This is a genomic window from Sporosarcina sp. FSL K6-2383 (assembly GCF_038618305.1).
In the GTDB taxonomy this organism is placed as follows: Bacteria; Bacillota; Bacilli; order Bacillales_A; family Planococcaceae; genus Sporosarcina.
Map to the genome: position 1 here is coordinate 370,069 of NZ_CP152017.1, position 24,497 is coordinate 394,565.

Below are 24,497 nucleotides of genomic sequence, written 5' to 3' on the forward strand. Positions count from 1 at the left end.
CTCCCCTTTCATTCTACGCCTGGTAAAATGATGAGTGTCCGATTGTCTCCATCCAATTTCGCCTCTACACCAAGTGGAATCGCAAAATGCGGCTCACAATGTCCAATTTTAAATCCTTTCACAACCGGCTTGCCAAGGTCGCGCAAATAATGGTCAATGACTTCATCGAGCGTTAGTGATTCGTCCTGGTCTTTCGGCATGGCATCTGCAAAATCACCTACCACAAATCCTGCTGCATCCTCTAATTTACCCGCCATTCGCAGCTGATTGAGCAACCGATCGACACCATAAGGCTCTACACCTACATCCTCCAGCAACACTAATTTACCTTTCGTATCCACTTCAAACTTCGTCCCTATACCACTCGCCAATAAAGACAAATTCCCACCAACTAATTCACCTTGTGCGACACCACCCGACACAATTTCAAGAGGTGCAATTGCTTCTGTATAATGAAGCTCCATCGGCTCAAATAACTGTTGAAACATTTTCGCAGATAGTTCATGAAATGATTCTTTCGCGACATTCGTCGCTAGCATCGGACCATGGAACGTCACGAGATTTGAATACAATCCCATCGCAGTATGCAAAAATGTAATATCGCTAAATCCCCAAAATATTTTCGGATTTTCCTGCATCAGTTGATAATCAATTTTATCGGCAAAGCGCGCTGAACCGTAACCTCCTCTTGCACAAAAAATCCCTTTAATCGCTGGATCGGCAAACATGTCATGTAAGTCATTCAAACGCTCATCATCCGTTCCAGCGAGATAACCGTTCACATTTTTCACACTGTTCCCAAATCGCCATTGCAACCCCAAACTCTCCAAAAATGCCAATGAACGATTCAATCTCTCTTGATTCGGAGGACCTGCTGGCGCAATAATGCCAATCGTGTCCCCTTGTTGTAAACGTTGTGGTCGTATTTTCATAACTTTTCCTTCCCTTCTATAATCCTATGAGGTTCTCTTCGTTCAGTCCATCTATCACCAGTTTATCATACGCCCTCTTCCCCCGTAATTATGCCTCGCCCGATTTAACATTAAAAGAGCCTGTGAAGGAATTATTCCCTTCACAGGCCAATCTGTTACAACTTACTATTTAGCAATCGGTGTATCTTGTGTTACTTGAATATCATTCAAGTAGTAACCTGTGCCATCACCAATCGCATAGTTCAACACGCGGTTATTAACCGGTACAACCATAGAACGATACAGTGTTGGGAATACAGGTACCTCTTCCACCATTAGTGCTTGCCATTCGTTATAAATTGCTTTACGTTTTTCCACATCGAATGCCTCTTCAGAAATACCTGCAGCTAGCAAACGATCATTTTCTTCATTTTCCCAACGTGAGAAGTTATACAATACATTGCTTGCATATAATCCACTTGGGTCAACGTCAATCCCTACGCCCCATGCACCAGCATAAATGTCAATAGCAGGGTCGTCTTTTCCGCCGCTACCTACGCGGTCATAGAAGCTGTTGAACTCAAGTAAACGACCATCTAATAGTTCTACTTTCAAACCTACAGCTTCCCATGCTTGGATGTAGTACTGTGCCAATGGCTCAGCAATATCATCACCTGACATAGAAGCATAAGACATTACTAATTCGTTGCCGTCTTTATCTTCACGGAAACCATCGCCATCCACATCTGCATAGCCAGCTTCATCTAGCATTTGCTTCGCTAACTCAGGATCATACGCAGCACCTGGGTTCGTTGCATCGTGGAATTCTGGGTGGGATGGTGGAATTAACGTAGTACCAGCCCAACGTAAACCGTGATAGAATCTGTCGCCTACAGCGTTATTGTCCACTGCATGCCACATTGCTTTACGTAAATTCTTATCTGCCATTTTTGCTTCTGGGTTATATTTTACAACTTTGTTTTCTTCATCCCATGCACCTAATTTAAATCCAACATATGAATACGCACGGTCTACCGCACCAAGGAACTCAACGTTTGCCATATCTGCATTATCCGGATATTGGTTTACTGGGAAGCTACTTACTGTATCGACTTCACCTTTTTCCAATGCTTGCACAACAACGTTTGGATTGATAACTTTTAGAGTAACCGTATCAAGTCCAGGTTCTCCACGCCAGTAATCTTCGTTTTTCACATAAGTAACAGACTCACCAGGAACGATTGTGTCCACTTTAAACGGACCAAAACCGATTGGGTTCTGACGTACTTCTGGAGAAGATGAAATATCTGCTACTGCCATATCACCAAAGATATGCTTCGCAAGCGGGTACGTCCAAATTCCACCTGTGATCAATGATGGTGTTGCTTCCAAATAAGTAATTTTCAATTCTTTATCGCTGACAACTTCAATACCAGAAATCGTATCTGCTGTACCAGCGATATATTCTGCCATACCCTCAATGTTCAAGACATCTCCAGCACGTGGTCCATCATAATCAGGATGCGCTAGCACTTGGTGGGCAAATAACCAGTCTTCTGCAGTTACCGGCTGACCATCATGCCAGTTTACATTGTCTTTAATCTTGAATGTAAATGTACGACCATCTTCTGATGATTCATATGTTGCTGCACCATCATTTGTGTACACGAAGTTTGCATCCCATGTTAGGAGTCCTTCGTCAAACCACTGAAGAACTTGTGCATCCGGGTCTCCTGAATAGAAGTTAAAGTTCAAAGTTCCTTCAAATGCAGTATCCGAAACAAGACCGAATGTGAACGAACCTCCTTCGATTGCTTCACCTTCATTTGTTTTGATGTTGCTAAAATCATCGATAGAATAGAGTTTTTCGCCACTCTCTTCCTCTTTTTCCTCTTCTACTTTTGGTTTCTCTTCATCTTTCGCACCAGAATCATCTGGAGTTGCTTCTTCCGCTTTATTACAAGCAGCTAACGCGAGTAGTAAAACAAGGAGCATCGCGAACAAAACTTTACTTGCACTTTTCTTTCCAACCATATCAATCTCTCCCCTTTCTTATCCTCTTCTTTGCCTTGCGTCAGTCGCACGTTTAAGCGCTTGACCAACATTATTTATACTCAACATCAGTACTAAAATTAGTACTGATGCGGGCAACCAAATCCACCATCTAAACTCCAACGTTTGTGGGTTTCTTGCATAACTCACAAGTGTCCCAAGACTCGGTGTACTTTCCGGAAAACCAAATCCTAAAAAGGACAGGCCTGATTCCAATCCAATATTTGCCGCCAAGTTCAAGGTCATTGACACGATAATAATTGAACTTAGGTTCGGCAATACTTGTGAAAACATAATTTTAAAATTCGAGGAACCAAGCGTCTTGGAAGCCTGAACATAGTCCAGTTCCCTTTCCTGCAAAGCCTTCGAACGTATTAACCTTGCTTTTCCCATCCATAAAAAAGCGGTCATAATCAATGAAAACGTCCAGATTGAATATTTCGGCGTAATTGAACTGAATACAATAATAATCATTAGGAATGGTAGAATCATGAAAAAGTCTACCGTTCTCATTAAAATATTATCAATTGCTCCGCCAAAATAACCGGAGACTAATCCAACGAAAATTCCAAGAACGCCCGTCATAACTGTTACAAGAATCCCAATCGACAGTGAATTTCGCGTCCCAATAATCAGTTGTCCAAAAACATCACGTCCACCCTGATCCGTCCCTAACCAAAACTGCTCAGATGGAGCCTTGTGAATAGAGAACAAGTCAACTCTAACAATTTCACTTTGATCTAAAAATAGGGATATACCATAGACAAACATCATAATCAGTATAAGAAAAATTAATGACACAAGGGCCAATTTATCGCGGACAATTTCACGCCAGATAATCTGCCAACCAGATGGACTTCTATCATCACTCTGGGCATTATCAGGTAATTGAGCTATTTTCATTTCCAACCTTAATCACCTCAAAGTCTATCGAGTTATTATTTTATGCGAATGCGTGGGTCCACAATACTTAATATAATATCCGAGAGCAATGCACCTAAAATCGCAGCAACCCCAAATATGATAACTACAGCTGTCACTACGCTAAAATCACGTAATGTAATAGATTCTAAAAATAGTCGGCCCATCCCTGGATACCCAAAGATACTTTCAATAAAGACCGTCCCGCCAATTAGTCCCGTAATTTCATAGCCAAAGAAAGCAGCAATCGGCAACAACGAATTCCGTAAAATATGACGGTTATAGACGCGTGATTCAGACGCACCCTTTGCCCTCGCCGTCACAACAAATTCCTTCTGTTTTGTATCAATGATCTCACTGCGTAAATACTGAACAGTCGAAACCGTTGCAATCAGTGCCATCGACAAGGAAGGCAGCAACAAGTGTTGAATCTTACTGACTACATACTCGAATGTTCCCGGTGAAAGACCCGGCTTTACACTCCCTCCAGTAGGGAACCAACCAAGGTTAAAACCAAATATCCAAAGCATAACTAATGCAAATATAAATAACGGTGCAGCAAACCCTAGGTACGTATAACCCGTTATCAAGCGGTCACCCCATGTGTCATTAAAACGACCACTTGTAATCCCCAGAGGAATTGCAATCAGATACGTTAAGAATAATGTCATAAGAGACAACCAAAATGTATTGGCCATTCGCTGAGCGATTAACTCAGTCACTGGCATTTTAAAACGAAACGATTGTCCAAAACTTCCATCTATCACGATTCCTTTAACCCAATCCATATACTGGGTATACCAAGGATTGTCCAAACCCAGTTTGACACGCATAACTTCCATCGCTTCCGGCTTAATGCTTGGATCGATTAAACCACTTAACGCATCCCCAGGCATCATTTTTGCCAGTATAAATACTAAAATACTCAGTAACGCAAGCTGCGGAATCATAATTCCAATTCGACGTACAGTGAATTTCCACATAATTATTCACCCTCTCCCAGGCAGAGCCACTAAATGTGTGTCCGATACTGGCTGTAGGTTATAGGCCAAGCCCAAGTCATCGAAATAATCGTTATAGGACTGCTCATACTCTTGTTTTACTTGTTGGCGGAATTGTGATTGTTGCTCACGTTTTCGAGGGTCAATATCAGGAATCGCCGCAACCAATCGTTTTGAGTAGATATGCTGTGGGTTGTTAAAAATATCATCTGGTGTTCCTTCCTCAACATACCGTCCCTTATACATAATGCCAATGCGATCGCACATATGCCTAATAATTCCAAGATCATGACTAATGAAAAGATACGTTAACCCCAACTCTTTCTGAATCTCCTGCATAAAATTCAAGACTTGCGCCTGAACAGACACGTCAAGAGCTGACACAGGCTCATCCGCAATAATTAGTTTTGGTTTTAAAGCAATTGCCCGAGCAATGCCAATTCGTTGACGCTGCCCACCTGAGAATTCATGTGGGTATTTATGTATACTTTCAGGGCTTAATCCAACAAGTTCTAATAATTCCTGAACGCGTTTTCTTTCTTCAACTCTTGAAAGACTTTCATAGTTACGAAGCGGCTCAGACACAATATCGAGCACTCGCTTTTTAGGATTCAATGTAGAATAAGGATCTTGAAAAATCATCTGGATATCACGACGTGCATCCATTTTTGAACGGCGTAAATCTGTAATGTCTTGCCCCTCAAAAAGAACCTGACCCGAAGTAATTTTATTCAACCCGATGATTGCCCGTCCAGTCGTTGTTTTCCCAGATCCCGATTCACCAACAAGTCCGTATGTCTTTCCTTTTTCAATCGACAACGACACACCATCAACTGCTCGAACGTGATCGACAGTTCTGCCCAGTATGCCACCGTGAATAGGGAAGTGGACTTTTAAATCTTTGACTTCAAGAAACGACATGGCGCTGATCCTCCTTGCTTTTTTCAGGGAAGGTAAAATGCTGATAACAAGTACAGCGTACAAAATGACCCGGACTGACTTCATGTAGGGCTGGATTCTTTTCATGTACCGAGCTGTCTATCCATGGAATTCTTGGACTAAAACGACAACCTTCACGCTCTAACTTTTGCAGAGATGGAACAATTCCCTCAATGACATGGAGTTCAGATTGGATTTCACTCGCATGTGGCACGGAATTCAATAATGATCTAGTGTAAGGGTGCAACGGATTTTCGAACAGCGTATAGACATCTGCAATTTCAACAATTTGTCCTGCATACATCACAGCCACCCGGTCTGCCATCTCAGCAACAACCGCTAAATCATGTGTAATAAGAATAATCCCTGCTTGGCTATCCTCTTTTAACTCTTTCAATAAATCGAGGATTTGCGATTGAATTGTAACATCGAGTGCAGTCGTTGGTTCATCCGCAATAAGTAACTCCGGCTCGTTAGCAATCGCCATCGCAATAACGACCCGTTGCCTCATCCCACCCGATAATTCATGTGGAAATTGGTCATACGTAAATTCCGGACGGACAATTCCGACCTTATTCAGTAAGTCGATGACTCTCTTTTTTCGATCATTTTTTGAAAGCTTTGGATTGTGGATGTAAATAATTTCACCAATTTGGTCACCAATAATCATTAACGGATTCAACGCAGAAAGTGAGTCTTGAAAAATCATGCCCATTTCCTTCCCGCGTAATTCATTCAATTTTGCAGGTGAAATGTTGGCAATATTATGATTTTTAAAACGAATATTACCTTCTACTTTTGCCTTGTTATGAAGACCCATTATCGAAAATGCTAATGCACTTTTCCCGCAGCCCGATTCTCCAACAATTGCCAACAACTCGTTTTTTCCAACCGTCAATGATACACCGTCAACCGCCGCATAGTAGTCATCTTTAATCCGAAATGATGTGCGTAGATTTTCAATTTCCAATACTGGGTTTCCCATGATGACTTCCTCCTTGCATTATGCCAACTGCAAACTATTAATATAAAATTTTCTGATTAATCACTCGCCCCAATATACTATACAATTTATTGTATGACAATACTGTTTTTTTAGAATATCAAATTTATTGAATATTTCACGTATTACAATTTGATTACAAACCTTGCTATGAAAGCGTTTCGCAAACCGTAACATTCTAAATAATATTTCGGAAAATTAATTAATTTTTCTTTTGAAATACAAAAAAGACCCCTTCTCAATTCGAAAAGGAATCTGTTCTTCTGTTTTCCGTCTAGATTACCTAACTATTTGTCGAGTTTGTTGCAGATGATGCTGCCATAGCCGCCATTGTCGCAGCCATCACAGCTTGTTGCGCCTGCAAAATCAATTCCACAGATGTCACAAGGCTAACCGTTGCTTCTTCAACATTCTCCGTTAATTCATGCATACTATAACCAATGCCTATTGACAAGGCCATCTCACGATTCCATCTAAAAAGCTTAGATTCTTCTAACGCGTGCGTCAATTCGACAATCTTTTTTAGTTCAGCATCTGCAACTCCAAATACAGTCAGAAAACCAATCATCGGATAATGAACGGGACGTACTTTAGTATCCCGCTTGAAATGAGCAAGTACTTCTACCGCGCGAGATACAAGAATTGGATTGAACTCATTGTGTACATACGTCATAACTTGCGACAACCATTGAAGTTCATTGCCTGAACGGAATCCTTCTGTACGCAGTGCATCGTAATAAGTACGCATCGACTTGGCATGTTCAATCGGATTAGCGCCCCTTTTGCCGAGCAATACCGCGTAAGCATAATCATCGTCAGACGTAAGAAAGAAATGTTGTTTTTTCATAGCATCGTATAGTTTTTTGGCTTGCCACGCTTCAGTTTCATAATGTGCTTGGTTGCTCGTCATTAGGAGTGCAGCTAAATACGAATGGATGGTATTGCGAAAACCGACACCCTTTAAAACTTGCTGCTTTTCAAATAAACGATCTACTTCTTCGTCAATGACCATTCCCGGCTGATTAAGAAATGCCGCCATCATAGGCAAAAGATTGCCACGCAACGGAGAAAGCCAGCCTGTCCTACTTTTCAAAGCGTCCATTGCCCGGTTTAGGCTAACCGCATCGAATTCGCGCTCGGACGTGACATAATACGAAGTAATTGTCAGCACAACGGCCTTGTCCACCGCCCAACCTGCCAATGATTTCACTTTGTCATATGTCGTTTCGACATCTTGCCTAATCGCATACGCATCCAATCCGACCAACTCCTTTTATATATGTACGACCCACGAAAGAAAAAGTTTCACTTGAATCCATGGAGATCCAAATTCCTCTTGGCGAACTCAGTGATAATTGCTATGCTAACAATACTTTAAATGAATAGGATGATGCTAGAATGAGCGAGCTAAAAACAATTCAACGTACACATTCTTTCCAATCGAAAAAGACGTTACAACAACAACTTCACACACTTGGAATTCAGGCAGGTGACAATATCATCGTTCATGCTTCGCTCCAGTCGATGGGTTGGATTGCGGGAGGCGCGCAGGCTGTCGTTGAGGCACTGATGGAAACAATCACTTCTAACGGAACAATCATTATGCCCGCGCAATCTGCTGATAATTCGGAGCCCTCTAACTGGAGAAACCCACCTGTTCCAGAAGAATGGTATGAGTATATCCGACAATCACTTCCAGCCTATAATCCGCATCTTTCCAATTTACGCGGCATGGGAAAAATTGCAGAGTGTTTCCACCGTCATCCCGCGACCATTCGAAGTGCTCACCCTGTCCACTCCTTCATGGCATGGGGCCGACATGCGGAGGACTGGATGGCCGAGCATTTCTTGCACGACTCATTTGGCATGACTTCACCACTTGGAAAGATGTTTAACGCCGATGTAAAAATTGTGATGATTGGTGTCGATTACGATACATGCACCGCCCTTCATCTGGCTGAATACCGTGCACCTGGGCTAACGACTGCCCCAGACGGTACGGCTATGCTGCAAAATGGCGAACGGGTTTGGGCTACCTACGACATGGCACATTTGGACTCTGATATTTTCCCAGATCTTGTCGAGACATTTGCGAAGGCGAATCCTAATGTAGGCATCGACGGTTTATTGGGACAAGCTACTTGTAAAATTATGCCGATGAAACCACTGATTGAATTCGGAACGGACTGGATAGCGAAGAAAAGAATAGCAAAGGCTAGTACTGAAGATTAAAGTCTGGTGGAAACTTGGCTACCTTTTTCACAAGCTGAACTACGCATAAGAAGCGCCTCCCCACATGTGGAGAGGCGCTTCTTCAGCTATAGACCTCTTTTTCTGCCGCCTTTACCAATGCTGCCACCTTCGATAAATCTCGGCGATGAAAAGCATCTACAATGGCACTTCCTACAATAACGCCATCGGCAAAAGCACCAATTGTTCGAACCTGTTCTGGTGTCGAAATACCGAATCCCGCCAATACCGGGACTGGACTCACTGCTTTTAATCCTTCCAAATGTACTTGAAGATCATCGCCGAAACCATCGCGAACACCAGTAATGCCATTGACCGTCACTGCGTAAATGAAACCTTCACCCTCGGCTGTAATTTTCTTTATCCGCTCCGGTGGACTCGTCAGCGATACAAGTTGAATAAGAGCAATGTCAGAATCCGCTAGTGCATCCCGTAACAAATCACTTTCCTCCAGCGGCAAATCCGGAACGATAAGTCCACGAACACCACTGTTGCCGCAATCCTTGACGAATTCAGAGATGCCGTAACTTAAAATAGGATTCAAATAGCTCATGATCACCAGTGGAACCGTCACCTCATCGATAAACAAAGTAAGTTCTTTCAATACTTTACGAAGCGTTATCCCATGAGCAAGTGCCCGTTCCCCAGCCTCTTGAATGACCGGACCATCCGCCACTGGATCAGAAAATGGAATGCCAAGCTCAATCGCTGTCACCCCTGCTTCCTGAAGGAATAAAATCTGCTCCTTCAAAGCCGTTACTCCGCCGTCCCCCGCCATAATATACGGGACAAACGCTTTATTCCCACGCTCAGTACAAGCATTGATGGCATTTACTAGAATCGTTTTCGTCATTTCACTCCACCTCCCAAAGCATCGCGCACCGTTTGAACGTCTTTATCGCCACGTCCTGATAGACAAATGACAAGTATTTCTTCCTCGCTCATTCGACCTGCTAACTCGACTGCATACTGTATAGCATGCGCACTTTCCAAAGCCGGAATAATTCCCTCCAATTTCGCCAACAGCTGTAAGCCTTCTAATGCACCTGTATCCGTCACCGCGGTATACCTCACACGTCCGATATCGTGCAAATGACAATGCTCCGGACCCACGGCAGGATAATCAAGCCCGGCAGAAATCGAATGCGCTTCCTGTATAAATCCATCCTCATCCTGTAAAATATACATATATGCTCCGTGCAAAACACCCTCTTTGCCATCCGCAATTGCAGCAGCATGAAGTCCCGTTGCCAAGCCACTGCCGGCTGCTTCCACTCCGTACAATGCTACTTCTTCATCATCCAAAAACGGATGGAACATACCAATCGCGTTGCTCCCTCCACCAATGCACGCCACAATTGCATCTGGCAGACGGCCTGTCTTTTCCACGACTTGCCTTCTCGTTTCCACACCAATGACACGTTGGAAATCGCGAACAATTTTTGGGAAAGGATGTGGTCCTAGAGCTGAACCCAAAATATAATGGGTATCCTCCACATTGGCCACCCAGTAACGCAACGCCTCATTAACCGCATCCTTGAGCGTTCCGCCACCTTTATCAACCGAAACGACCTTCGCACCAAGCAATTCCATACGGAAAACATTCAATTCCTGCCTACGAATATCTTCGGCCCCCATGAAAATAACACATTCCAGGTCAAACAATGCACAAACTGTTGCCGTTGCCACGCCGTGCTGCCCCGCGCCGGTTTCCGCCACAATCTTCTTTTTACCCATGCGTACGGCAAGCAACGCCTGCCCGATGGTATTATTAATTTTATGGGCACCTGTATGATTCAGGTCTTCCCGTTTCAAGTAGATCTTCGCGCCACCTGCCAGCCTCGTAAGTCTCTCCGCGAAATAAAGTGGCGTTTCACGCCCAACAAAATCCTTTAAATAATGATTCACTTCATCCATGAAAGCTGGATCTGCGATTGCCTCCTCATACGCCTTCTCCAATTCCAGCAACGCCGTCATTAATGTTTCCGGCACAAATTGCCCACCAAACTTCCCGTAGCGACCTACCTTCAATTCCTTTACCATCACAATCGCCCCTCATCCTTAACCGCTTGAATAAATGCACGAATCAAGTGGCTATCTTTTCGCTTCATACTTTCGACGCCACTCGACACATCCACCATATATGGCTGCACACGCCGAATCGCATCCCCCACATTTTCCACATTTAAACCACCTGCAAGAATAACCCGATCTGCTTGTATACCAACATTGTTCATCAGCGCCCAATCGAAGGTCATACCACTACCACCTTTAAAATCCGTTCCTGGTGTATCAAACAAATAATAATCCGCCTCATACTGTGTAGCACGCTTCACATCTTCATCACTGTGAACTGATACTACTTTAATAGAAGGAAGTCCGACTTTTTTGATAAATTCTGCACTTTCATCTCCGTGAAATTGGATAATATCGAGCGGCACTTGTCGATACGTCTCCTCTACTTCTTCGGTCGAAGCATTGACGAATACCCCGATTTTTAGAACCCCAGATGGAATATCACGTGCTAACACTTGCGCTTCATCTATCGTCACTCGTCGCCGGCTAGGAGCAAAAACGAATCCAATGGCATCTGCTCCGGCATCAACTGCCACTTTGACATGCTCTTGCTCCATCAATCCACAAATTTTCACTTTCGTCATCGAGCAACCCCCTGCGTAGCAACTTGTAGTGACTGAATAGCCGCCGCAACCGAGTCACTGCGCATCAATGATTCACCAACAAGCACTGCGCTAGCTCCAACTTTCGATACACGCAACGCGTCTTCTGCTTGCCAAATACCACTTTCACTAATCAAAACGCGCTCTTCATGGAACGGAAATAGCGCCGCAATTTCTTCAGTCCTCTGCAAATCCACCTCAAATGTTCGGAGATCCCGATTATTGACACCGATCAGCTTGGCATCTAGCGCAAGCGCACGTTTTAATTCCGCCTCGTCATGTACTTCTATAAGCACTTCGAGACCGGCTGCCAATGCATACGCATAAAGCGTGGACAATTCTTCATCGGTAAGTGCTGCTACAATGAGCAAAATCACCGAGGCACCTGCATTTTTTGCACGGTCGATTTGTACGCTGTGAATCATGAAATCCTTGCATAGTAGCGGAATTGAAACAGCATCTGCAACCGCCGCTAGGTCTTCAAATGAACCTTTGAAAAAGTGAGCATCCGTTAGAACCGAAATGCATGCCGCATTAGATTTTTCATAAATAATCGCCTGTGCAACGGGATCAGCGCCTTCCGCTATTAACCCCTTTGAAGGTGAAGCACGCTTCATTTCCGCAATGACCTGCAAATGCTCCGACTGATATAATTTGTCGAATAAAGACGGGCGCGATGGTTGATTTTCTTGTTGAATAGTTTGTTGTGTTAACAGCTGCTGCACTTCATGATGCTTCTGTTGTAGAATTTTATCTAAAATAGTCATTTCGCCACCGACCTTTGCCCGATTTGTTCGCTAAATGCCACGACTGCTTGTAATTTTTCTAACGCCCTTCCCGATAAAATACTATCCGTCGCCAGCTTAACTCCTTCTTGTATCGTCCCTGCTTGCCCATTAGCAAACAATCCGATTCCGGCATTGAAGACAATCGTATCGAAATGCGGACCGCGTTGCCCTTGAAAAACAGTACGGATAATGGCCGCATTCTCTTTAGCATTTCCCCCACGGATAGCTGACGCCGGAGCGGTTGTCAATCCAACATCCTCTGCTGTCAATGAAAACGGAATCAAGTCGCCTTTATCCAACAAAACAAAAATATTTTGCCCCGCGAGCGACGCCTCATCCATACCACCTGCACCCGATACGACAATCGCACGTTCCCTACCAAGCATTCGTAAAACCGTTGCATAATCCATTGTGAAATCAGGGCGATTAATGCCTGTAAACTGTGTTTTTAATGGAATCGGATTGGTCAAAGGACCCACTAAGTTGAAGATGGTAGGCTTACCAATTTGCTGCCGAATGGCGCCAATCCGTTTCATTTTCGGATGAACCTGTGGTGCATGAAGGAAGGTGATACCCTCTTGACGAAGTAATTCAGCCGTTTCCTCCTTACTGAAATCAGAACGAATTCCGAGTTCTTCTAGCACGTCAGAACTGCCTGCAGCACTGGAAATTTTCCGATTGCCGTGCTTGGCAACCAATGCACCTGCACCCGCTAGTACAAAGGCTGACGCTGTACTAATATTAAAGCTGTTCAAACCGTCCCCGCCTGTTCCACAGTTATCCATGTAGACACCTTCAGGAACGGGCAATTGAACAGCATGTGATTTCATAACAAATGCAAGAGCCGCCACCTCATGGGCCGTCTCTCCTTTACGTGACAATGCTACGAGGAAGTCAACAATATCCTTTGAATCTGTCCGTTCATCAAAAATGAGGTTGGCCGCCTCCAGCATTTCTTCATACATTAGATGCTTACCCTGCTCTACTTTACTCACAATCCCTCTCATCTCAATCTCTCCTCTGCTCAGCTCTTTTTTCTTAATTCACAACCTCTAACAACGAACGTGCCTTATTAACTGTTTCCATGTATTCTGCTGTCGGGTTCGATGCCGCCACAATCCCTGCACCCGCCTGTACGTATGCTTTTCCATCCCGCACAATCATCGTACGAATCGTTAACGCAAAATCCATGTTGCCATTAAAACCGATATAACCGATGGCTCCGCCATAAATGCCGCGATCCATTTGCTCTAATTCATCAATCAATTCCATCGCTCGTGTTTTCGGTGTTCCCGTTACTGTACCCGCCGGCAAACACGCACTCAAAGCATCCAATGAGTGAAGCACTGGCGATAACGTCCCTTCCACTTCAGACACCAAATGCATGACGTGCTCATAACGAACAACCTCCATATAGCTCGTAACGTCGACGGAGTCTGCTACACAAATTCTCGCTAGATCATGGCGTCCAAGTTCAACAAGCATATCGTGCTCCGACACCTCTTTCGGATCTGCACGCAACTCTTTTTCGAGCGCCACATCCTCTGCCTTGTCTTGCCCACGTCGACGTGTGCCCGCAATCGGATTCGTCATTACCTTGCCATTCGACACACTGACCAAACTTTCCGGCGACGTCCCCACCACAACATGATCGTCGAATTCCATATAGTACATATACGGCGAAGGATTACGTTTTCTCAGCTTACGGTACAATGAAAACGGGTCACCTTTGAAATCAGCTACCAATCTTCTCGACAGCACAACTTGCTCCACTTCTCCTTCACCTATATAACCTTTCGCCTGGCGCACCAAATCCTCAAACTGCTGTTGCGTTACAGAACTTGTATAGTCGGAGATTTCAAAGGTAGAGTCTTCATTTTCCGGTCCTGCCAACATACTTTCTGCTAACGCATCCAGGTCGGGCACACTTTGTACTTCATTAATTTCTGTATGCAGCAACGTCACTTCATTCAACACATGGTCGAAAATAACGATGGTTTCATAGATATTAAAATTGACGTCCGGGAATCCTAAATTTTCCTCTGTACGGTGGCCATCTTCTCGTGCCGCCCCGTACCCGACATAGCCGACCGCACCGCCTGTAAATGGAAAGTCGATATCATCCGTAATCCGCGGCATCAAACGTTTCAACAGCACAAACAAATCGCCCTCATGGCTGTATTTCTTCCCCGTTGCGTAGACATGCTCCTCAATTTTGCCTTCCCGTCCGCTATAACACTTCACCGGATCCATCCCAAGGAACGAATAACGCCCAGATCCTTCATGCTTCGAAGAACTTTCGAGTAAAAACTTTCGCTCGCCTTGCATTCTTCTAAAAATCAAAATTGGCGTAAGCGAATCACCATTAACCTTCTTCATCGTCGTCCTTAAACTCTTCTGCCCTGTGCTCATCTCATCTCTCCTCATCTCTTTTTGAGTTCATTTATAAATTGAAATCAAATACGCCTTGGCGTATTTGCGTCCAGATTTTGAATTGAGCTTGAGGCCTACAGGATGTAGGTCATGCAGTCGTTGCGACATGACGTCGCGAGTTTAGACTGCCTTCCTTTAACTCCCCTCAAAATCTGTGACATCCGCGGGCCGACAGGATGTCGGTCATGCAACCTTTGCCACAGGACGTGGCGTTCTTTGGTTGCCTTCCTTTTATTTTTATTCAGCAGGCATTTGAACTTCTGCTGAATAAAAATAAAAAAAGCCCTCTGCAAAAGGACATAAAAGTCCGATTGCAGAGGACGGAATAAACCGCGTTGCCACCTCTAATTGAAGCATAACTGCTTCCACTTAGTGCGCCTAAATCAATTACGCCTCGGTGTAATTGTGTCCAGATTTTGAATTGAGCAGAGCTCAATTAACTCCTTTCAAAATCTGTGACATCCACCGGAGGCTTTAACTTGCTTCAGCAAGTTAATAAGGCACATCCCCTAACGCGGGATATACGTCTCCCTTGAACATATTCAAGGGAACTCTCATAAGTCCATTCACATCGGCTGCGAATCAGTTTCCACCACCCACTGACTCTCTTAAATCGCGCACCCATGCTACTCTTCTTATTCAACAATTTCTCAGCTATGCTCTTCTCATCTCGACTCATCTATCCGTGGGCGGCACCGCTCTCGGTACCTCCTGCCCGTCTTTGAACAAAAAAGTTATTCTTATCTTAGTACGTGGAAAGTTAATTGTCAACCTTTTCAGTCAACAATTAAACCTATCATTTTTGAACATTCCGCGCCAACGCGCTACAATAGAGGTAAGAAATTTCCTGGATTGGGTGACAGCGATGAGAATTAATAAATATTTAAGCGAAGCGGGAATCGTTTCCCGTCGCGGTGCAGATAAATGGATTGAAGATGGACGTATAACCATCAACGGGCAACTAGCGGAACTTGGTAGCAAAGTACAAGAAGGCGATGACGTTCATGCGGATGGAAAACCAGTCAAAACAGAACAACAACTCGTCTATATCGCACTCAACAAACCTGTTGGTATTACAAGCACAACAGAACGCCATATCGAGGGAAACGTTGTCGACTTCATCAACCATCCCCTACGCATTTTCCATATCGGACGGCTCGATAAAGACTCAGATGGACTGCTTCTCATGACAAACGACGGCGACATCGTCAATGAAATTTTGCGTGAAGAACACGGTCATGAAAAAGAATACATCGTCACTGTTGATCATCCGATTACGCAAGCATTTATCGACAAAATGGAATCGGGCGTCCCTATTTTAGACACCGTGACAAAACCATGCAAAGTAAAACAACTCGGGCCACGCAAATTCAACATCACATTAACCCAAGGGCTCAATCGCCAAATCCGTCGCATGTGCTCCGCACTCGGTTACAACGTCCAGAACTTACGACGCACGCGTATCCTCAATATCCACTTGGGCAATTTACAGAATGGACAATGGCGTGATTTGACGAAAGAAGAGCTGAACGAGATGTTTAGCATGATGAATTATAAGCCGAAACGATAAAAACTGTTATACACTTAGATTTCCCCAAGTATATAACAGTTTTTCCACTCTAAATAATCTGTGTCTTAGTAATCTAAAAAAGAATATCAAAACTATAGAACTGCAAGCGTGAATCAATAATACCCCAGCATAGTTAATCTATGAAAGTACTTTTATTAGTCGACATATCGAAATAGCTTGTCTACTCTTCAATTCTTCTACTATAATACTATATAATACCATCCAAAAAATTTCGTCAATTTAAAGGAGGAAGTCACATGCTCGTCAGAGATTTATATTTACCCAAACAAGATGTAGTCATTGCGCATACTGAACAAACTGTTATGGAAGTATTAACAAAAATCAAAGAAAGTGGCTACCGATGCATTCCTGTTGTGGACAGTAATGATAATTACAAAGGGATGATTTACAGAGTCCACTTAATTGAATACATTTACGAGGATAACGGGGATAAAAATACGACCGTCGAACATTTATTAAAGCACCAGGATGCATTTATATCTGAACGTTCTTCTTTCTTAAACGCATTGATTGATATTAAGTCATTGCCATTTCTAAGCGTTGTTGAAAACGGCAAGCTAATTGGGATCCTAACGCATAACAAGGTCGAAAGCGTATTGGAGGATGCATTTGGTCTGAAAACAGGTGGTATCAATATTACGATTTCGTCAACCGAAGCAAAAGGCATGATTGAGAAATTAACAAAAACGCTACGGGGCGAAAATATCGAAGGCATGTTCACGCTGGATAATGGTTCCGTGTTGGCACGAAGAGTTGTTATCACGCTTGAGGATGGAAAGACAGAAGAGGATATTGAGAAGCTAAGCGACAAGCTCGAAAAGAATGGTTTTAGAATTTTACATGTCGATCATATTGGACAAAGTAAATAAAATAAAGGCTAGATTACAGCGAATGATTTCGCTTGATCTAGCCTTTTTATATTCAAACTACCGTATATTCTTCACCAAATAATACACCCGTGCAATCATTTCCTTTTCTTTTCAAATGAAGTAATCGACAAGCCTTCCATTACTGTCATTTCTCCTATTTTCACAAACCCACTTTTTTCATAGAAATGAACAGCAGGTGCATTTTTAGAACCCGTTGATACAATTAGCGTTTCATCGCCTTCACCATAGCTTTCAACGAAGTCCAATAGTCTCCCCGCAATCCCTTTTCTAAAGTGTTTAGGATACACCATTAACCGATGAATATCAATTAACTCCTCTTCTACTTTGATTGAAATAACTCCGCCCAACTCTCCATCTACATAACAGCCATAGAAAGTTTCTCCACATCGTTGCAAAGTAATCACCGTGTCCCTTAATGGTGGGATATCATAGAAATCAATTAATTCTGCTTCCACCTTATACGATGGAATTTGAACATCTAACACTTCTTCAGCAAATTTGGGATCTGTAATATCTATTTCTTTAATCAATGTTATCCTCCTCAAATTTAACTTTAGGACCGAAATAGTATGATGTATCTTTTTCAAGTTTCAAGTATATATTATTTCATTTGTTTTGTTTTGTTTCTTTCTTTCCCCAACGATATGAGTTATAGCGAAGGTGAAAGAGGTGGATAATATGCCAACAATTCTTGATGATTATAAACCACAAATAACAGAAGAACAAGTGGTGCTGAGCCGCAAATCAATGGATTTTGTCAAAGTCATGATGCTTCAAGGAAGAACTTGAAAGAGAACGAGAAAGACTTTATCAAGGACTTAGTGAAATAGAGAAGAAAAAAGCTTTTGAAGTTTTGAGTAAGCAATTCAATATTCCGGATTTCATTACTGTTCGTGATGTTTCTGAAATTCTAGGAATCACACCTCAAATGGTTCGAAGGCACCGTTCTGACGGGAAACTTAAATCCTACCAAACGCTAGAAGGCAGTGGTAAGTGGCGAATTGACGCTGAACAATTTATGGATAAACCAAGTTGGGATAAGTTCATTGAAAAACGAGCAAAGCTAAAAAACAATCGATAAACATCGCAGAAAAAGTCCTCGAATACCTAGACGATGTAGAATAGATTGTCAGGGAGGCAATGAGAAAGTTAAAACCATATCTATTAGATACAAATGTATTTAGATATACGGTGAACCCAACCTGTGGTGAAGATTTACGAAGGGCAGCCAGACTTTTCGGAAAAACGCTTTACACGATTTCAAAAATGGGAAAGCCATTCTTCTTGTATCAAGGAAGGTTATTCGTGAAATAGAAGTTCAATCATTAACCTACCCGATAAAGAAAAACGTAAAATTGTGGGTCAATTAGAACTTTGTCAAGAAGTCTCACCCAGTCGTTTTATCCCCAGAAATTGAACACAAAATCAGACAAGTAACTCCCCACGTTCTCTCTAATTTTAAAGACGATATGGGTAGAGACAAAATGGAATACGGTGGTATGTCCGACGCACAAATACTCTATACCGCCTACATTGAAGATGCTATTTTAATTACAGCGAATGTTAAAAACTTCTTTGAATTAGACCAAGAATCATAGGGAAACACCAAAAAGCGAGGACACCTCTTACAAGGTACCTCGCCTTTTTAATCAAACAATCTTTATTTTATAGACAGGAGTTCCTGGCACATTCATGACTATTTTTTTGGGGGTTCATTAACAGCAAGATTGACTAAATCAACCATCTTGCCTACGAAACTTTCTAGAAGCTTTTCCCCTTTTTCCACACTAGCAAGCGTCGCATCTCCAAATACTCCACTTTTACTTAAATCCCCTAGAGATATTGTAGAACTTCCATATAGTGCAGGTCTATCAGGGTACTCCTTTACAGCCTTGGACATATCAACTAATTCAGGCTTTACCGCAAGCATCAAGGAGGTTTCAAATTCACAAGCATGGATCATACCGGACCAAGTCTGAGAATCACAATGTTCTGCCATGACTTTATGAATATCGGGATAAAATAAGTAGATGACATTCATATCTAGCTCATCCATCAGCTCACGAGTCGCATATTTCATAGCTGCATTATTAGCATCATGCCCGTTCACTAGAATAAGTGTTTTTACGCCATACCGGTTAACACTGTGAGCTACATCTTTAATAACTGCTTCAACATGATGTTGCTGAAGTGAAACTGTCCCCGGAATATCACGCCATACCCATGAGTAACCGAATGGTACAGCTGGTAATAATAGAGCTCCAGTCTCCTCACAAATTCTTCGTGAAATGCCTTCAGCTAAATAGATGTCAACGCCTAATGGAAGATGGTGGCCATGCTGTTCTGTAGCACCTAAAGGTAAAATGGCAACTGGGTATTCCTCTATCGCAATTTTAACTTGGTCTCTAGTCATGTTAATCAATTCTTTAGCCTTTGCCATCTCGTTCAGCTCCTTAGTCCCTGCATCAGCTCTACATAACGTTTTGCTTTTTCTTCGATATTCTTCAAATCTTTTGTAGTTGCACCCCTTGGTACAAGGTCATTTCCAATAGCAAATGAAGAGCAGCCTGCTTCATAATAATCTTTTAAATTATTTAGATCAACGCCACCTACTCCCATAATATGTACATTCGGAAATGGTCCTTGAAGACTTTTCACATAGGATACCCCAAGCACATTTGCTGGGAATAATTTCACTACTTCCACTTCTTCTTGTACCGCTTGCATAATCTCTCCTGGAGTGAATACGCCGGGAATTACGCTCACACGTTTTGATTGTACATAGCGGGTTAAGTCTCGATCCCAACCAGGTGTAATGATATACTTGCCTCCAGCGTCCAATACACGATCTACTTGGTGTGTGTGAACGACAGTACCTGCCCCAAGATAAACCGAAGCTTGGAATGCCGAACTAATTTTCCGAATGGAACCAAGTGCTTTCTCTTCTTCGCTCAATGATACCTCAAGCATTGTAATACCATTTTCAACCAACTTCTCTGTGATGGCAACTGCATATTCCGGATCTATCCCTCTTAGAATCGCTACAATACTTCCATTTTCTACTATCATAATTTAATTATCACCCTTCAAATTGCCCTAACCAACGGGCAGGATTGTCTACAAATATTGTATTAATATCGTTTTGACTTACGCCTTCTTCCAATAAGCGCGGTATGAATTTTTTCAAAATATATTCAAAACCAGGACCTCCACCATAAGCGTGTAAATAAGCTTGGCGACCCATATCGGCAGAAATGAGAAGTTGTTTTACATAGCCATTTTCAATCATATTTTTGATAAGCCCCACCCTAGTACTGTCAGGGTAATATTTTATCTTACTTACACCGTCAAATTGCACATATGCTCCTCTTTTGGCAAGTTGTAAATGATAATATGGATCTGCGTTTCGATCGCTATGACCTACTGCCACTTTTGTAAGATCAACTTGTTCCTCTTCTAAAATATCAAGCAGCTCTTCACCCATTGTTCCTGCTTCTGTGTGCAGCCACACGGGTGCACCTGTTTCTTTTTGTGCTCGACCAACAGCTCTCGTAACTTTTTCTTCAAGAGGATGAATTAATTGATCCCAAGATCCGGCTTTTAAAAAGCCGGCTTTGGCGTCAGTTCCATCCATTCCTATCGTAACGTCTCTTACTAACTTTTCTTGGATTTCCTCAATCGTTAATGCCTCTACCCATGCTGGGAAATAAATATGTTTGTTAAATCCCGTAGTCGCAATCACATTAACACCCGCTTCTACCGCCATCCGCTTTAGTTTAGAAGCGTCTCTTCCGTAATCTAAAGTAGTCGCATCTACTAGCGCATTTCCACCTGCTTTTTTAAACCTTAAAAGTTCACTGACTGATGCTTCATAGTCTGTCAGCTCTAAATCACGATCCTTTTGATTTGAAGGTGGATTTGTCCACAAATGTTCGTGACTATAAGTAAATCCAAGATCCTTTACGCCTATATCCCCTAAAACCGTTCTTATTTTTCCCATCAAGAATTCCTCCTACACACTATATTCTTCACTTATAAGCCAATTCCAAATAACATTCCCACTAGTCTAATGATGACAACAACGATAATAGCATCCGGTGAAGCAAACCAAAGGCCCTCGATGCCATAAGCTGTTACATCAACTAGTGGATAGGCAAGTGCTACGAGTAGTGACCATGAAATACCTAAGAACAAACCTGCAATCATTGCACCTCTTCTTCCACCTGTAGCGTTACCAAAAACACCTGCAGCACCACCCATGAAGAATAATCCGATAACGGAAGGTAATACAACTACAGGGAGTATACTCGATATTAATGTCACTAAAAGACCCCCTACTAACGCTGACAAGAAACCAAGCGTTACAGCGATTGGAGCGAATGAAAAGAAGATAGGAACGTCTAAAGCAGGTTTTGCGCCAGGTACTATTTTTTCCGCTACCCCTTTAAATGCAGGAACAATCTCCCCTAGGAACATCCGCACACCTTGTAGAAGAATAAGAATACCTGCGACAAACGTTAAAGCATTCATTAAGGAAAACTGAAATACGTCTGTTCCACCTGTGATCTCATGCATTGTTGCTCCATCTACAAAGATCGCAGTCACTAAATAAAGAGCAATCATTATGATTCCCATCAGAACACTCATATCTTTTAAGAAATCAAGTGACTTGGGTACTTTAACATCCTCTGTTGATTTCTCTTTATTGCCCAACTTACCGCCAATCCACCCGGACATACTAATCCACGTGCTCCCCCAGAAACCAAATGCAATGTTGTCATTGCCTGTGATCTTCCTCACAAACGGTTGTGAAATTGCAGGGAAAAGTACCATTGAAATACCTTGAATGATAGAACCAAGAATAATGGTAGTGGTACTAGATAGCCCCATCTGATTAAAGACAATTGCCATTGTACCAGCAAATGAGAACATCATATGTCCAGTCAAAAAGATATACTTCCACTTTGTTACTCTGGCAATCAATAAGTTAATTAAAAAGGAGAAAACTAATATTAAAGCTGTTTCCGTCCCTAATACAGTTTGCACCGAAGCGACTAAAGCATTGTCCTCCGCAACAATACCTGTTAATCCGAAAGCTTTATTAAACATATTACTAAATGGAACCAAGGCACCAACGATAACATTAGCTCCTTGTTGTAAAATAATGAATCCAAAAATGGTTTTTAATGTACCTTTAATCACATCGGAAGTAGATTTCCGAAGAGCCACTAATCCGACGAGCGCAATAATCCCCAGAATAATTGCTGGATTACTTAAGACTGATACAACTGCATCTAACATATTTCATCACCCCTTTTCAGCTAATCTTTTAATGATAGGCATTACTTTACTTTCAATCTCATCTTTGTCCAATAAGTTATTGATAGAAATAACTTCCATAGGCTCATCCTGTAACTCAGTTGAAATTTCACTTGATGCCACCATAAAATCACATGACATTCCCTTGGCAGATCCTAAATCAACCGCTTCCCCATTCACTTCATACCCATGACCTTTTGCTATAGACTGAATATCCATTAGAAGCATTAAACTAGTTCCAAATCCCATTCCACATACCGTTACTATTTTCATTAATAAACACCCCTTTTTAGATTATCGAAAGAATATCTTCTTTCGTTGTCGCTGTATTCATAATCATATTTAACTTCTCTTCATCCCTTAATAAATTCGCCAGCGCTTGAAGCATTTCAATGTGGCTAGTGCTATCTGTTCCGCAAAGTGCACAAACTAGTGTTATAGGATCATTAGATGGATGTCCAAATACGACCGGCTCACTCAATCTAACGATAGATACGCCTTTTCCTAATGCACCCGATTCAGGTCTAGCATGCGGAAATGCAATATGGGGGGCAATTACAATATACGGTCCCACATCTTGAAATCCTTTTACCATTGCGTCTACATATCGGTCTTCTGCTAGTCCTGCGTTTACTAATAATTGCCCCGCCTTTCTAATGGCGTCTTCAGCATTTTCTGCTTTAATATCCAGTTCAATCAGTTCTTCTGTAAGCACTAACATTCTTTCATCCCTTTCCTTCATTTGTTTTCGTTTTGTTTCTTCCATCTAAATCAATGTAATACTCATAACGATCTCCTCTATTCGACATTTCAACTAATTCAAATGGAGTCCCGTCTTCCAAATAAGAAACTCTAGTTAAATGTAACAAGGCTGATTGAGGCGGTATTCGTAACTCTATAGCTTCAAGATCACTGGCATTTCTAGCCTGAATTCGTTCGTTAGCTTTACTAAGCCGTATATCATATTCATCCTCTAAGGTTTCATATAATGATTCCCCTTGCAGGCCTTTTTCTAGTAAACCCGGCACATATTTAGCACGCATATAGTTAATCATTATGGCAATAGGCTCTCCATTAGCTAAACGTATCCTTTTTAGACAAAGGATTTTTTCACTGGAAGATAGTTGTAATTTCTTTTTAAGTTTCTGAGTTGGCTCCATTTCCATCAGCACTGTATTTTCAGTTTGTATTTCTTTTCCCTGCCGTTGCATCTCTTCTGTCCAACTCGTAATTGTCCCTGCAGTTTGCACTATGCTTTTTGACTCTACAAAGGTGCCTTTACCTTGTATCTTCCTCACTACTCCATCAACGACTAATTCATCAATCGTCCTGCGTACAGTTATCCGGCTAACACCGTACATCTTTTCAATTTCCGGCTCGATTGGCAGGACATCTCCCTCCACAAGGTTCTCTTCAATATACTTTGTTAAGGACACTTTCAACTGCTTATACAGGGGTGTCTTCGATTTACTACTCAACGGTTCTTGTTGCACACCTCTCCGCCCTTTCATTTCATATTCATTATGATGTATTTCAAATAATCAACTTAATTGAATCATAACATTATAATGTATTATGTCAATAATTTTATTTAAAGCGTTTTCATTATAATGATTATCATTTTAATGGTTTGATTAAAAACGTCCCCTAACCGGTAGCCCGGCTAAGAGACATTTGTCTGACCTCATATTTGCGAAGTATTCATAGAGGATTAACTACAT

The 24,497-nt window shown here is 42.2% G+C and carries 25 protein-coding genes and 1 other annotated feature; of the genes, 4 read left to right on the plus strand and 21 right to left on the minus strand.

Annotated elements, in window-relative coordinates; genetic code table 11:
- Positions 1-8: 8 nt before the first annotated feature.
- The 7 genes from MKZ10_RS02025 to MKZ10_RS02055 all read right to left on the minus strand — a co-directional run bounded on the left by MKZ10_RS02025 (position 9) and on the right by MKZ10_RS02055 (position 8,085).
- Entirely contained in the window at positions 9-932 is a 924-nt protein-coding gene (locus MKZ10_RS02025; RefSeq protein ID WP_342507424.1) for an LD-carboxypeptidase, read from the minus strand.
- Between the two features lie 165 nt (positions 933-1,097).
- Positions 1,098-2,945, minus strand: coding sequence for an oligopeptide ABC transporter substrate-binding protein (opp4A, locus tag MKZ10_RS02030; protein ID WP_342507425.1), 1,848 nt, complete (start codon positions 2,943-2,945; stop codon positions 1,098-1,100).
- Between the two features lie 18 nt (positions 2,946-2,963).
- On the minus strand, positions 2,964-3,866 hold the full coding sequence (locus MKZ10_RS02035) for an ABC transporter permease (RefSeq protein ID WP_342509967.1): 903 nt from the start codon (positions 3,864-3,866) through the stop codon (positions 2,964-2,966).
- A 35-nt stretch (positions 3,867-3,901) separates the two neighbouring features.
- Positions 3,902-4,867 (minus strand): oligopeptide ABC transporter permease, encoded by a 966-nt coding sequence (gene opp4B, locus MKZ10_RS02040; protein WP_342507427.1) that lies wholly within the window; start codon positions 4,865-4,867, stop codon positions 3,902-3,904.
- 6 nt (positions 4,868-4,873) lie between these two features.
- On the minus strand, positions 4,874-5,806 hold the full coding sequence (locus MKZ10_RS02045; RefSeq protein ID WP_342507429.1) for an ATP-binding cassette domain-containing protein: 933 nt from the start codon (positions 5,804-5,806) through the stop codon (positions 4,874-4,876).
- Positions 5,793-6,809, minus strand: a complete 1,017-nt coding sequence (locus MKZ10_RS02050) for an ABC transporter ATP-binding protein (RefSeq protein ID WP_342507431.1) — start codon at positions 6,807-6,809, stop codon at positions 5,793-5,795. The genes MKZ10_RS02045 and MKZ10_RS02050 overlap by 14 nt, the downstream gene beginning before the upstream one ends.
- Positions 6,810-7,110: 301 nt before the next feature.
- Positions 7,111-8,085 (minus strand): DUF4003 family protein, encoded by a 975-nt coding sequence (locus MKZ10_RS02055; protein ID WP_342507434.1) that lies wholly within the window; start codon positions 8,083-8,085, stop codon positions 7,111-7,113.
- 140 nt (positions 8,086-8,225) lie between these two features.
- Between MKZ10_RS02055 and MKZ10_RS02060 the strand changes: the two genes are divergently transcribed.
- Positions 8,226-9,059: an AAC(3) family N-acetyltransferase gene (locus MKZ10_RS02060; protein WP_342507436.1), complete on the plus strand. Its 834-nt coding sequence runs from the start codon at positions 8,226-8,228 to the stop codon at positions 9,057-9,059.
- 82 nt (positions 9,060-9,141) lie between these two features.
- Here the strand turns inward: MKZ10_RS02060 and trpA are convergent, their stop codons facing one another.
- From trpA to trpE, 6 genes are read right to left on the minus strand one after another with little or no spacing between them, the layout of a single operon-like run.
- On the minus strand, positions 9,142-9,930 hold the full coding sequence (gene trpA / locus MKZ10_RS02065; protein WP_342507438.1) for a tryptophan synthase subunit alpha: 789 nt from the start codon (positions 9,928-9,930) through the stop codon (positions 9,142-9,144).
- Entirely contained in the window at positions 9,927-11,120 is a 1,194-nt protein-coding gene (trpB, locus tag MKZ10_RS02070; protein ID WP_342509969.1) for a tryptophan synthase subunit beta, read from the minus strand. The genes trpA and trpB overlap by 4 nt, the downstream gene beginning before the upstream one ends.
- Positions 11,120-11,737, minus strand: a complete 618-nt coding sequence (locus tag MKZ10_RS02075; protein WP_342507440.1) for a phosphoribosylanthranilate isomerase — start codon at positions 11,735-11,737, stop codon at positions 11,120-11,122. Before MKZ10_RS02075 ends, trpB begins: the two co-directional genes overlap by 1 nt.
- Positions 11,734-12,522, minus strand: a complete 789-nt coding sequence (gene trpC / locus MKZ10_RS02080; protein ID WP_342507442.1) for an indole-3-glycerol phosphate synthase TrpC — start codon at positions 12,520-12,522, stop codon at positions 11,734-11,736. Before trpC ends, MKZ10_RS02075 begins: the two co-directional genes overlap by 4 nt.
- Positions 12,519-13,550, minus strand: coding sequence for an anthranilate phosphoribosyltransferase (trpD, locus tag MKZ10_RS02085; RefSeq protein WP_342507444.1), 1,032 nt, complete (start codon positions 13,548-13,550; stop codon positions 12,519-12,521). The genes trpC and trpD overlap by 4 nt, the downstream gene beginning before the upstream one ends.
- A 31-nt stretch (positions 13,551-13,581) precedes the next feature.
- Positions 13,582-14,955: an anthranilate synthase component I gene (trpE, locus tag MKZ10_RS02090; RefSeq protein ID WP_342507446.1), complete on the minus strand. Its 1,374-nt coding sequence runs from the start codon at positions 14,953-14,955 to the stop codon at positions 13,582-13,584.
- 334 nt (positions 14,956-15,289) lie between these two features.
- Positions 15,290-15,628: a binding site (T-box leader), on the minus strand.
- Positions 15,629-15,841: 213 nt separating this feature from the next.
- Between trpE and MKZ10_RS02095 the strand changes: the two genes are divergently transcribed.
- Positions 15,842-16,546, plus strand: coding sequence for a pseudouridine synthase (locus MKZ10_RS02095; RefSeq protein ID WP_342507447.1), 705 nt, complete (start codon positions 15,842-15,844; stop codon positions 16,544-16,546).
- A gap of 257 nt (positions 16,547-16,803) precedes the next feature.
- Positions 16,804-17,436: a CBS domain-containing protein gene (locus MKZ10_RS02100; protein WP_342507449.1), complete on the plus strand. Its 633-nt coding sequence runs from the start codon at positions 16,804-16,806 to the stop codon at positions 17,434-17,436.
- A 95-nt stretch (positions 17,437-17,531) separates the two neighbouring features.
- Here MKZ10_RS02100 and MKZ10_RS02105 read toward each other — a convergent pair whose 3' ends face one another.
- Positions 17,532-17,987, minus strand: coding sequence for a GNAT family N-acetyltransferase (locus MKZ10_RS02105; RefSeq protein WP_342507450.1), 456 nt, complete (start codon positions 17,985-17,987; stop codon positions 17,532-17,534).
- Between the two features lie 323 nt (positions 17,988-18,310).
- On the opposite strand from MKZ10_RS02105, the gene MKZ10_RS02110 reads away from it, so the two are divergent.
- Positions 18,311-18,538 (plus strand): helix-turn-helix domain-containing protein, encoded by a 228-nt coding sequence (locus MKZ10_RS02110; RefSeq protein WP_342507452.1) that lies wholly within the window; start codon positions 18,311-18,313, stop codon positions 18,536-18,538.
- Positions 18,539-19,153: 615 nt separating this feature from the next.
- Here MKZ10_RS02110 and MKZ10_RS02115 read toward each other — a convergent pair.
- From MKZ10_RS02115 to MKZ10_RS02145, 7 genes are read right to left on the minus strand one after another with little or no spacing between them, the layout of a single operon-like run.
- Positions 19,154-19,897, minus strand: coding sequence for a creatininase family protein (locus MKZ10_RS02115; RefSeq protein WP_342507454.1), 744 nt, complete (start codon positions 19,895-19,897; stop codon positions 19,154-19,156).
- A 5-nt stretch (positions 19,898-19,902) separates the two neighbouring features.
- Complete coding sequence (locus tag MKZ10_RS02120) at positions 19,903-20,526, minus strand: bifunctional 4-hydroxy-2-oxoglutarate aldolase/2-dehydro-3-deoxy-phosphogluconate aldolase (protein WP_342507456.1); 624 nt, start codon at positions 20,524-20,526, stop codon at positions 19,903-19,905.
- A 10-nt stretch (positions 20,527-20,536) separates the two neighbouring features.
- Positions 20,537-21,460 (minus strand): phosphotriesterase-related protein, encoded by a 924-nt coding sequence (locus MKZ10_RS02125; RefSeq protein ID WP_342507458.1) that lies wholly within the window; start codon positions 21,458-21,460, stop codon positions 20,537-20,539.
- Between the two features lie 29 nt (positions 21,461-21,489).
- Positions 21,490-22,758 (minus strand): PTS ascorbate transporter subunit IIC, encoded by a 1,269-nt coding sequence (locus MKZ10_RS02130; RefSeq protein WP_342507459.1) that lies wholly within the window; start codon positions 22,756-22,758, stop codon positions 21,490-21,492.
- 6 nt (positions 22,759-22,764) lie between these two features.
- The gene (locus MKZ10_RS02135) at positions 22,765-23,049 is read right to left on the minus strand and encodes a PTS sugar transporter subunit IIB (RefSeq protein WP_342507461.1); all 285 of its coding nucleotides are present in this window, start codon (positions 23,047-23,049) and stop codon (positions 22,765-22,767) included.
- Positions 23,050-23,065: 16 nt separating this feature from the next.
- Positions 23,066-23,497: a PTS sugar transporter subunit IIA gene (locus MKZ10_RS02140; protein WP_342507463.1), complete on the minus strand. Its 432-nt coding sequence runs from the start codon at positions 23,495-23,497 to the stop codon at positions 23,066-23,068.
- Between the two features lie 4 nt (positions 23,498-23,501).
- The gene (locus tag MKZ10_RS02145; RefSeq protein WP_342507465.1) at positions 23,502-24,269 is read right to left on the minus strand and encodes a GntR family transcriptional regulator; all 768 of its coding nucleotides are present in this window, start codon (positions 24,267-24,269) and stop codon (positions 23,502-23,504) included.
- Positions 24,270-24,497 lie beyond the last annotated feature (228 nt).

Bases quoted from the DNA above. Each gene is read 5' to 3' on its own strand.
- MKZ10_RS02025 (WP_342507424.1), bottom strand. From the start codon at position 932: ATGAAAATACGACCACAACGTTTACAACAAGGGGACACGATTGGCATT.
- opp4A (WP_342507425.1), bottom strand. From the start codon at position 2,945: ATGGTTGGAAAGAAAAGTGCAAGTAAAGTTTTGTTCGCGATGCTCCTT.
- MKZ10_RS02035 (WP_342509967.1), bottom strand. From the start codon at position 3,866: ATGAAAATAGCTCAATTACCTGATAATGCCCAGAGTGATGATAGAAGT.
- opp4B (WP_342507427.1), bottom strand. From the start codon at position 4,867: ATGTGGAAATTCACTGTACGTCGAATTGGAATTATGATTCCGCAGCTT.
- MKZ10_RS02045 (WP_342507429.1), bottom strand. From the start codon at position 5,806: ATGTCGTTTCTTGAAGTCAAAGATTTAAAAGTCCACTTCCCTATTCAC.
- MKZ10_RS02050 (WP_342507431.1), bottom strand. From the start codon at position 6,809: ATGGGAAACCCAGTATTGGAAATTGAAAATCTACGCACATCATTTCGG.
- MKZ10_RS02060 (WP_342507436.1), top strand. From the start codon at position 8,226: ATGAGCGAGCTAAAAACAATTCAACGTACACATTCTTTCCAATCGAAA.
- trpA (WP_342507438.1), bottom strand. From the start codon at position 9,930: ATGACGAAAACGATTCTAGTAAATGCCATCAATGCTTGTACTGAGCGT.
- trpB (WP_342509969.1), bottom strand. From the start codon at position 11,120: ATGGTAAAGGAATTGAAGGTAGGTCGCTACGGGAAGTTTGGTGGGCAA.
- MKZ10_RS02075 (WP_342507440.1), bottom strand. From the start codon at position 11,737: ATGACGAAAGTGAAAATTTGTGGATTGATGGAGCAAGAGCATGTCAAA.
- trpC (WP_342507442.1), bottom strand. From the start codon at position 12,522: ATGACTATTTTAGATAAAATTCTACAACAGAAGCATCATGAAGTGCAG.
- trpD (WP_342507444.1), bottom strand. From the start codon at position 13,550: ATGAGAGGGATTGTGAGTAAAGTAGAGCAGGGTAAGCATCTAATGTAT.
- trpE (WP_342507446.1), bottom strand. From the start codon at position 14,955: ATGAGCACAGGGCAGAAGAGTTTAAGGACGACGATGAAGAAGGTTAAT.
- MKZ10_RS02095 (WP_342507447.1), top strand. From the start codon at position 15,842: ATGAGAATTAATAAATATTTAAGCGAAGCGGGAATCGTTTCCCGTCGC.
- MKZ10_RS02100 (WP_342507449.1), top strand. From the start codon at position 16,804: ATGCTCGTCAGAGATTTATATTTACCCAAACAAGATGTAGTCATTGCG.
- MKZ10_RS02115 (WP_342507454.1), bottom strand. From the start codon at position 19,897: ATGGCAAAGGCTAAAGAATTGATTAACATGACTAGAGACCAAGTTAAA.
- MKZ10_RS02120 (WP_342507456.1), bottom strand. From the start codon at position 20,526: ATGATAGTAGAAAATGGAAGTATTGTAGCGATTCTAAGAGGGATAGAT.
- MKZ10_RS02130 (WP_342507459.1), bottom strand. From the start codon at position 22,758: ATGTTAGATGCAGTTGTATCAGTCTTAAGTAATCCAGCAATTATTCTG.
- MKZ10_RS02135 (WP_342507461.1), bottom strand. From the start codon at position 23,049: ATGAAAATAGTAACGGTATGTGGAATGGGATTTGGAACTAGTTTAATG.
- MKZ10_RS02140 (WP_342507463.1), bottom strand. From the start codon at position 23,497: ATGTTAGTGCTTACAGAAGAACTGATTGAACTGGATATTAAAGCAGAA.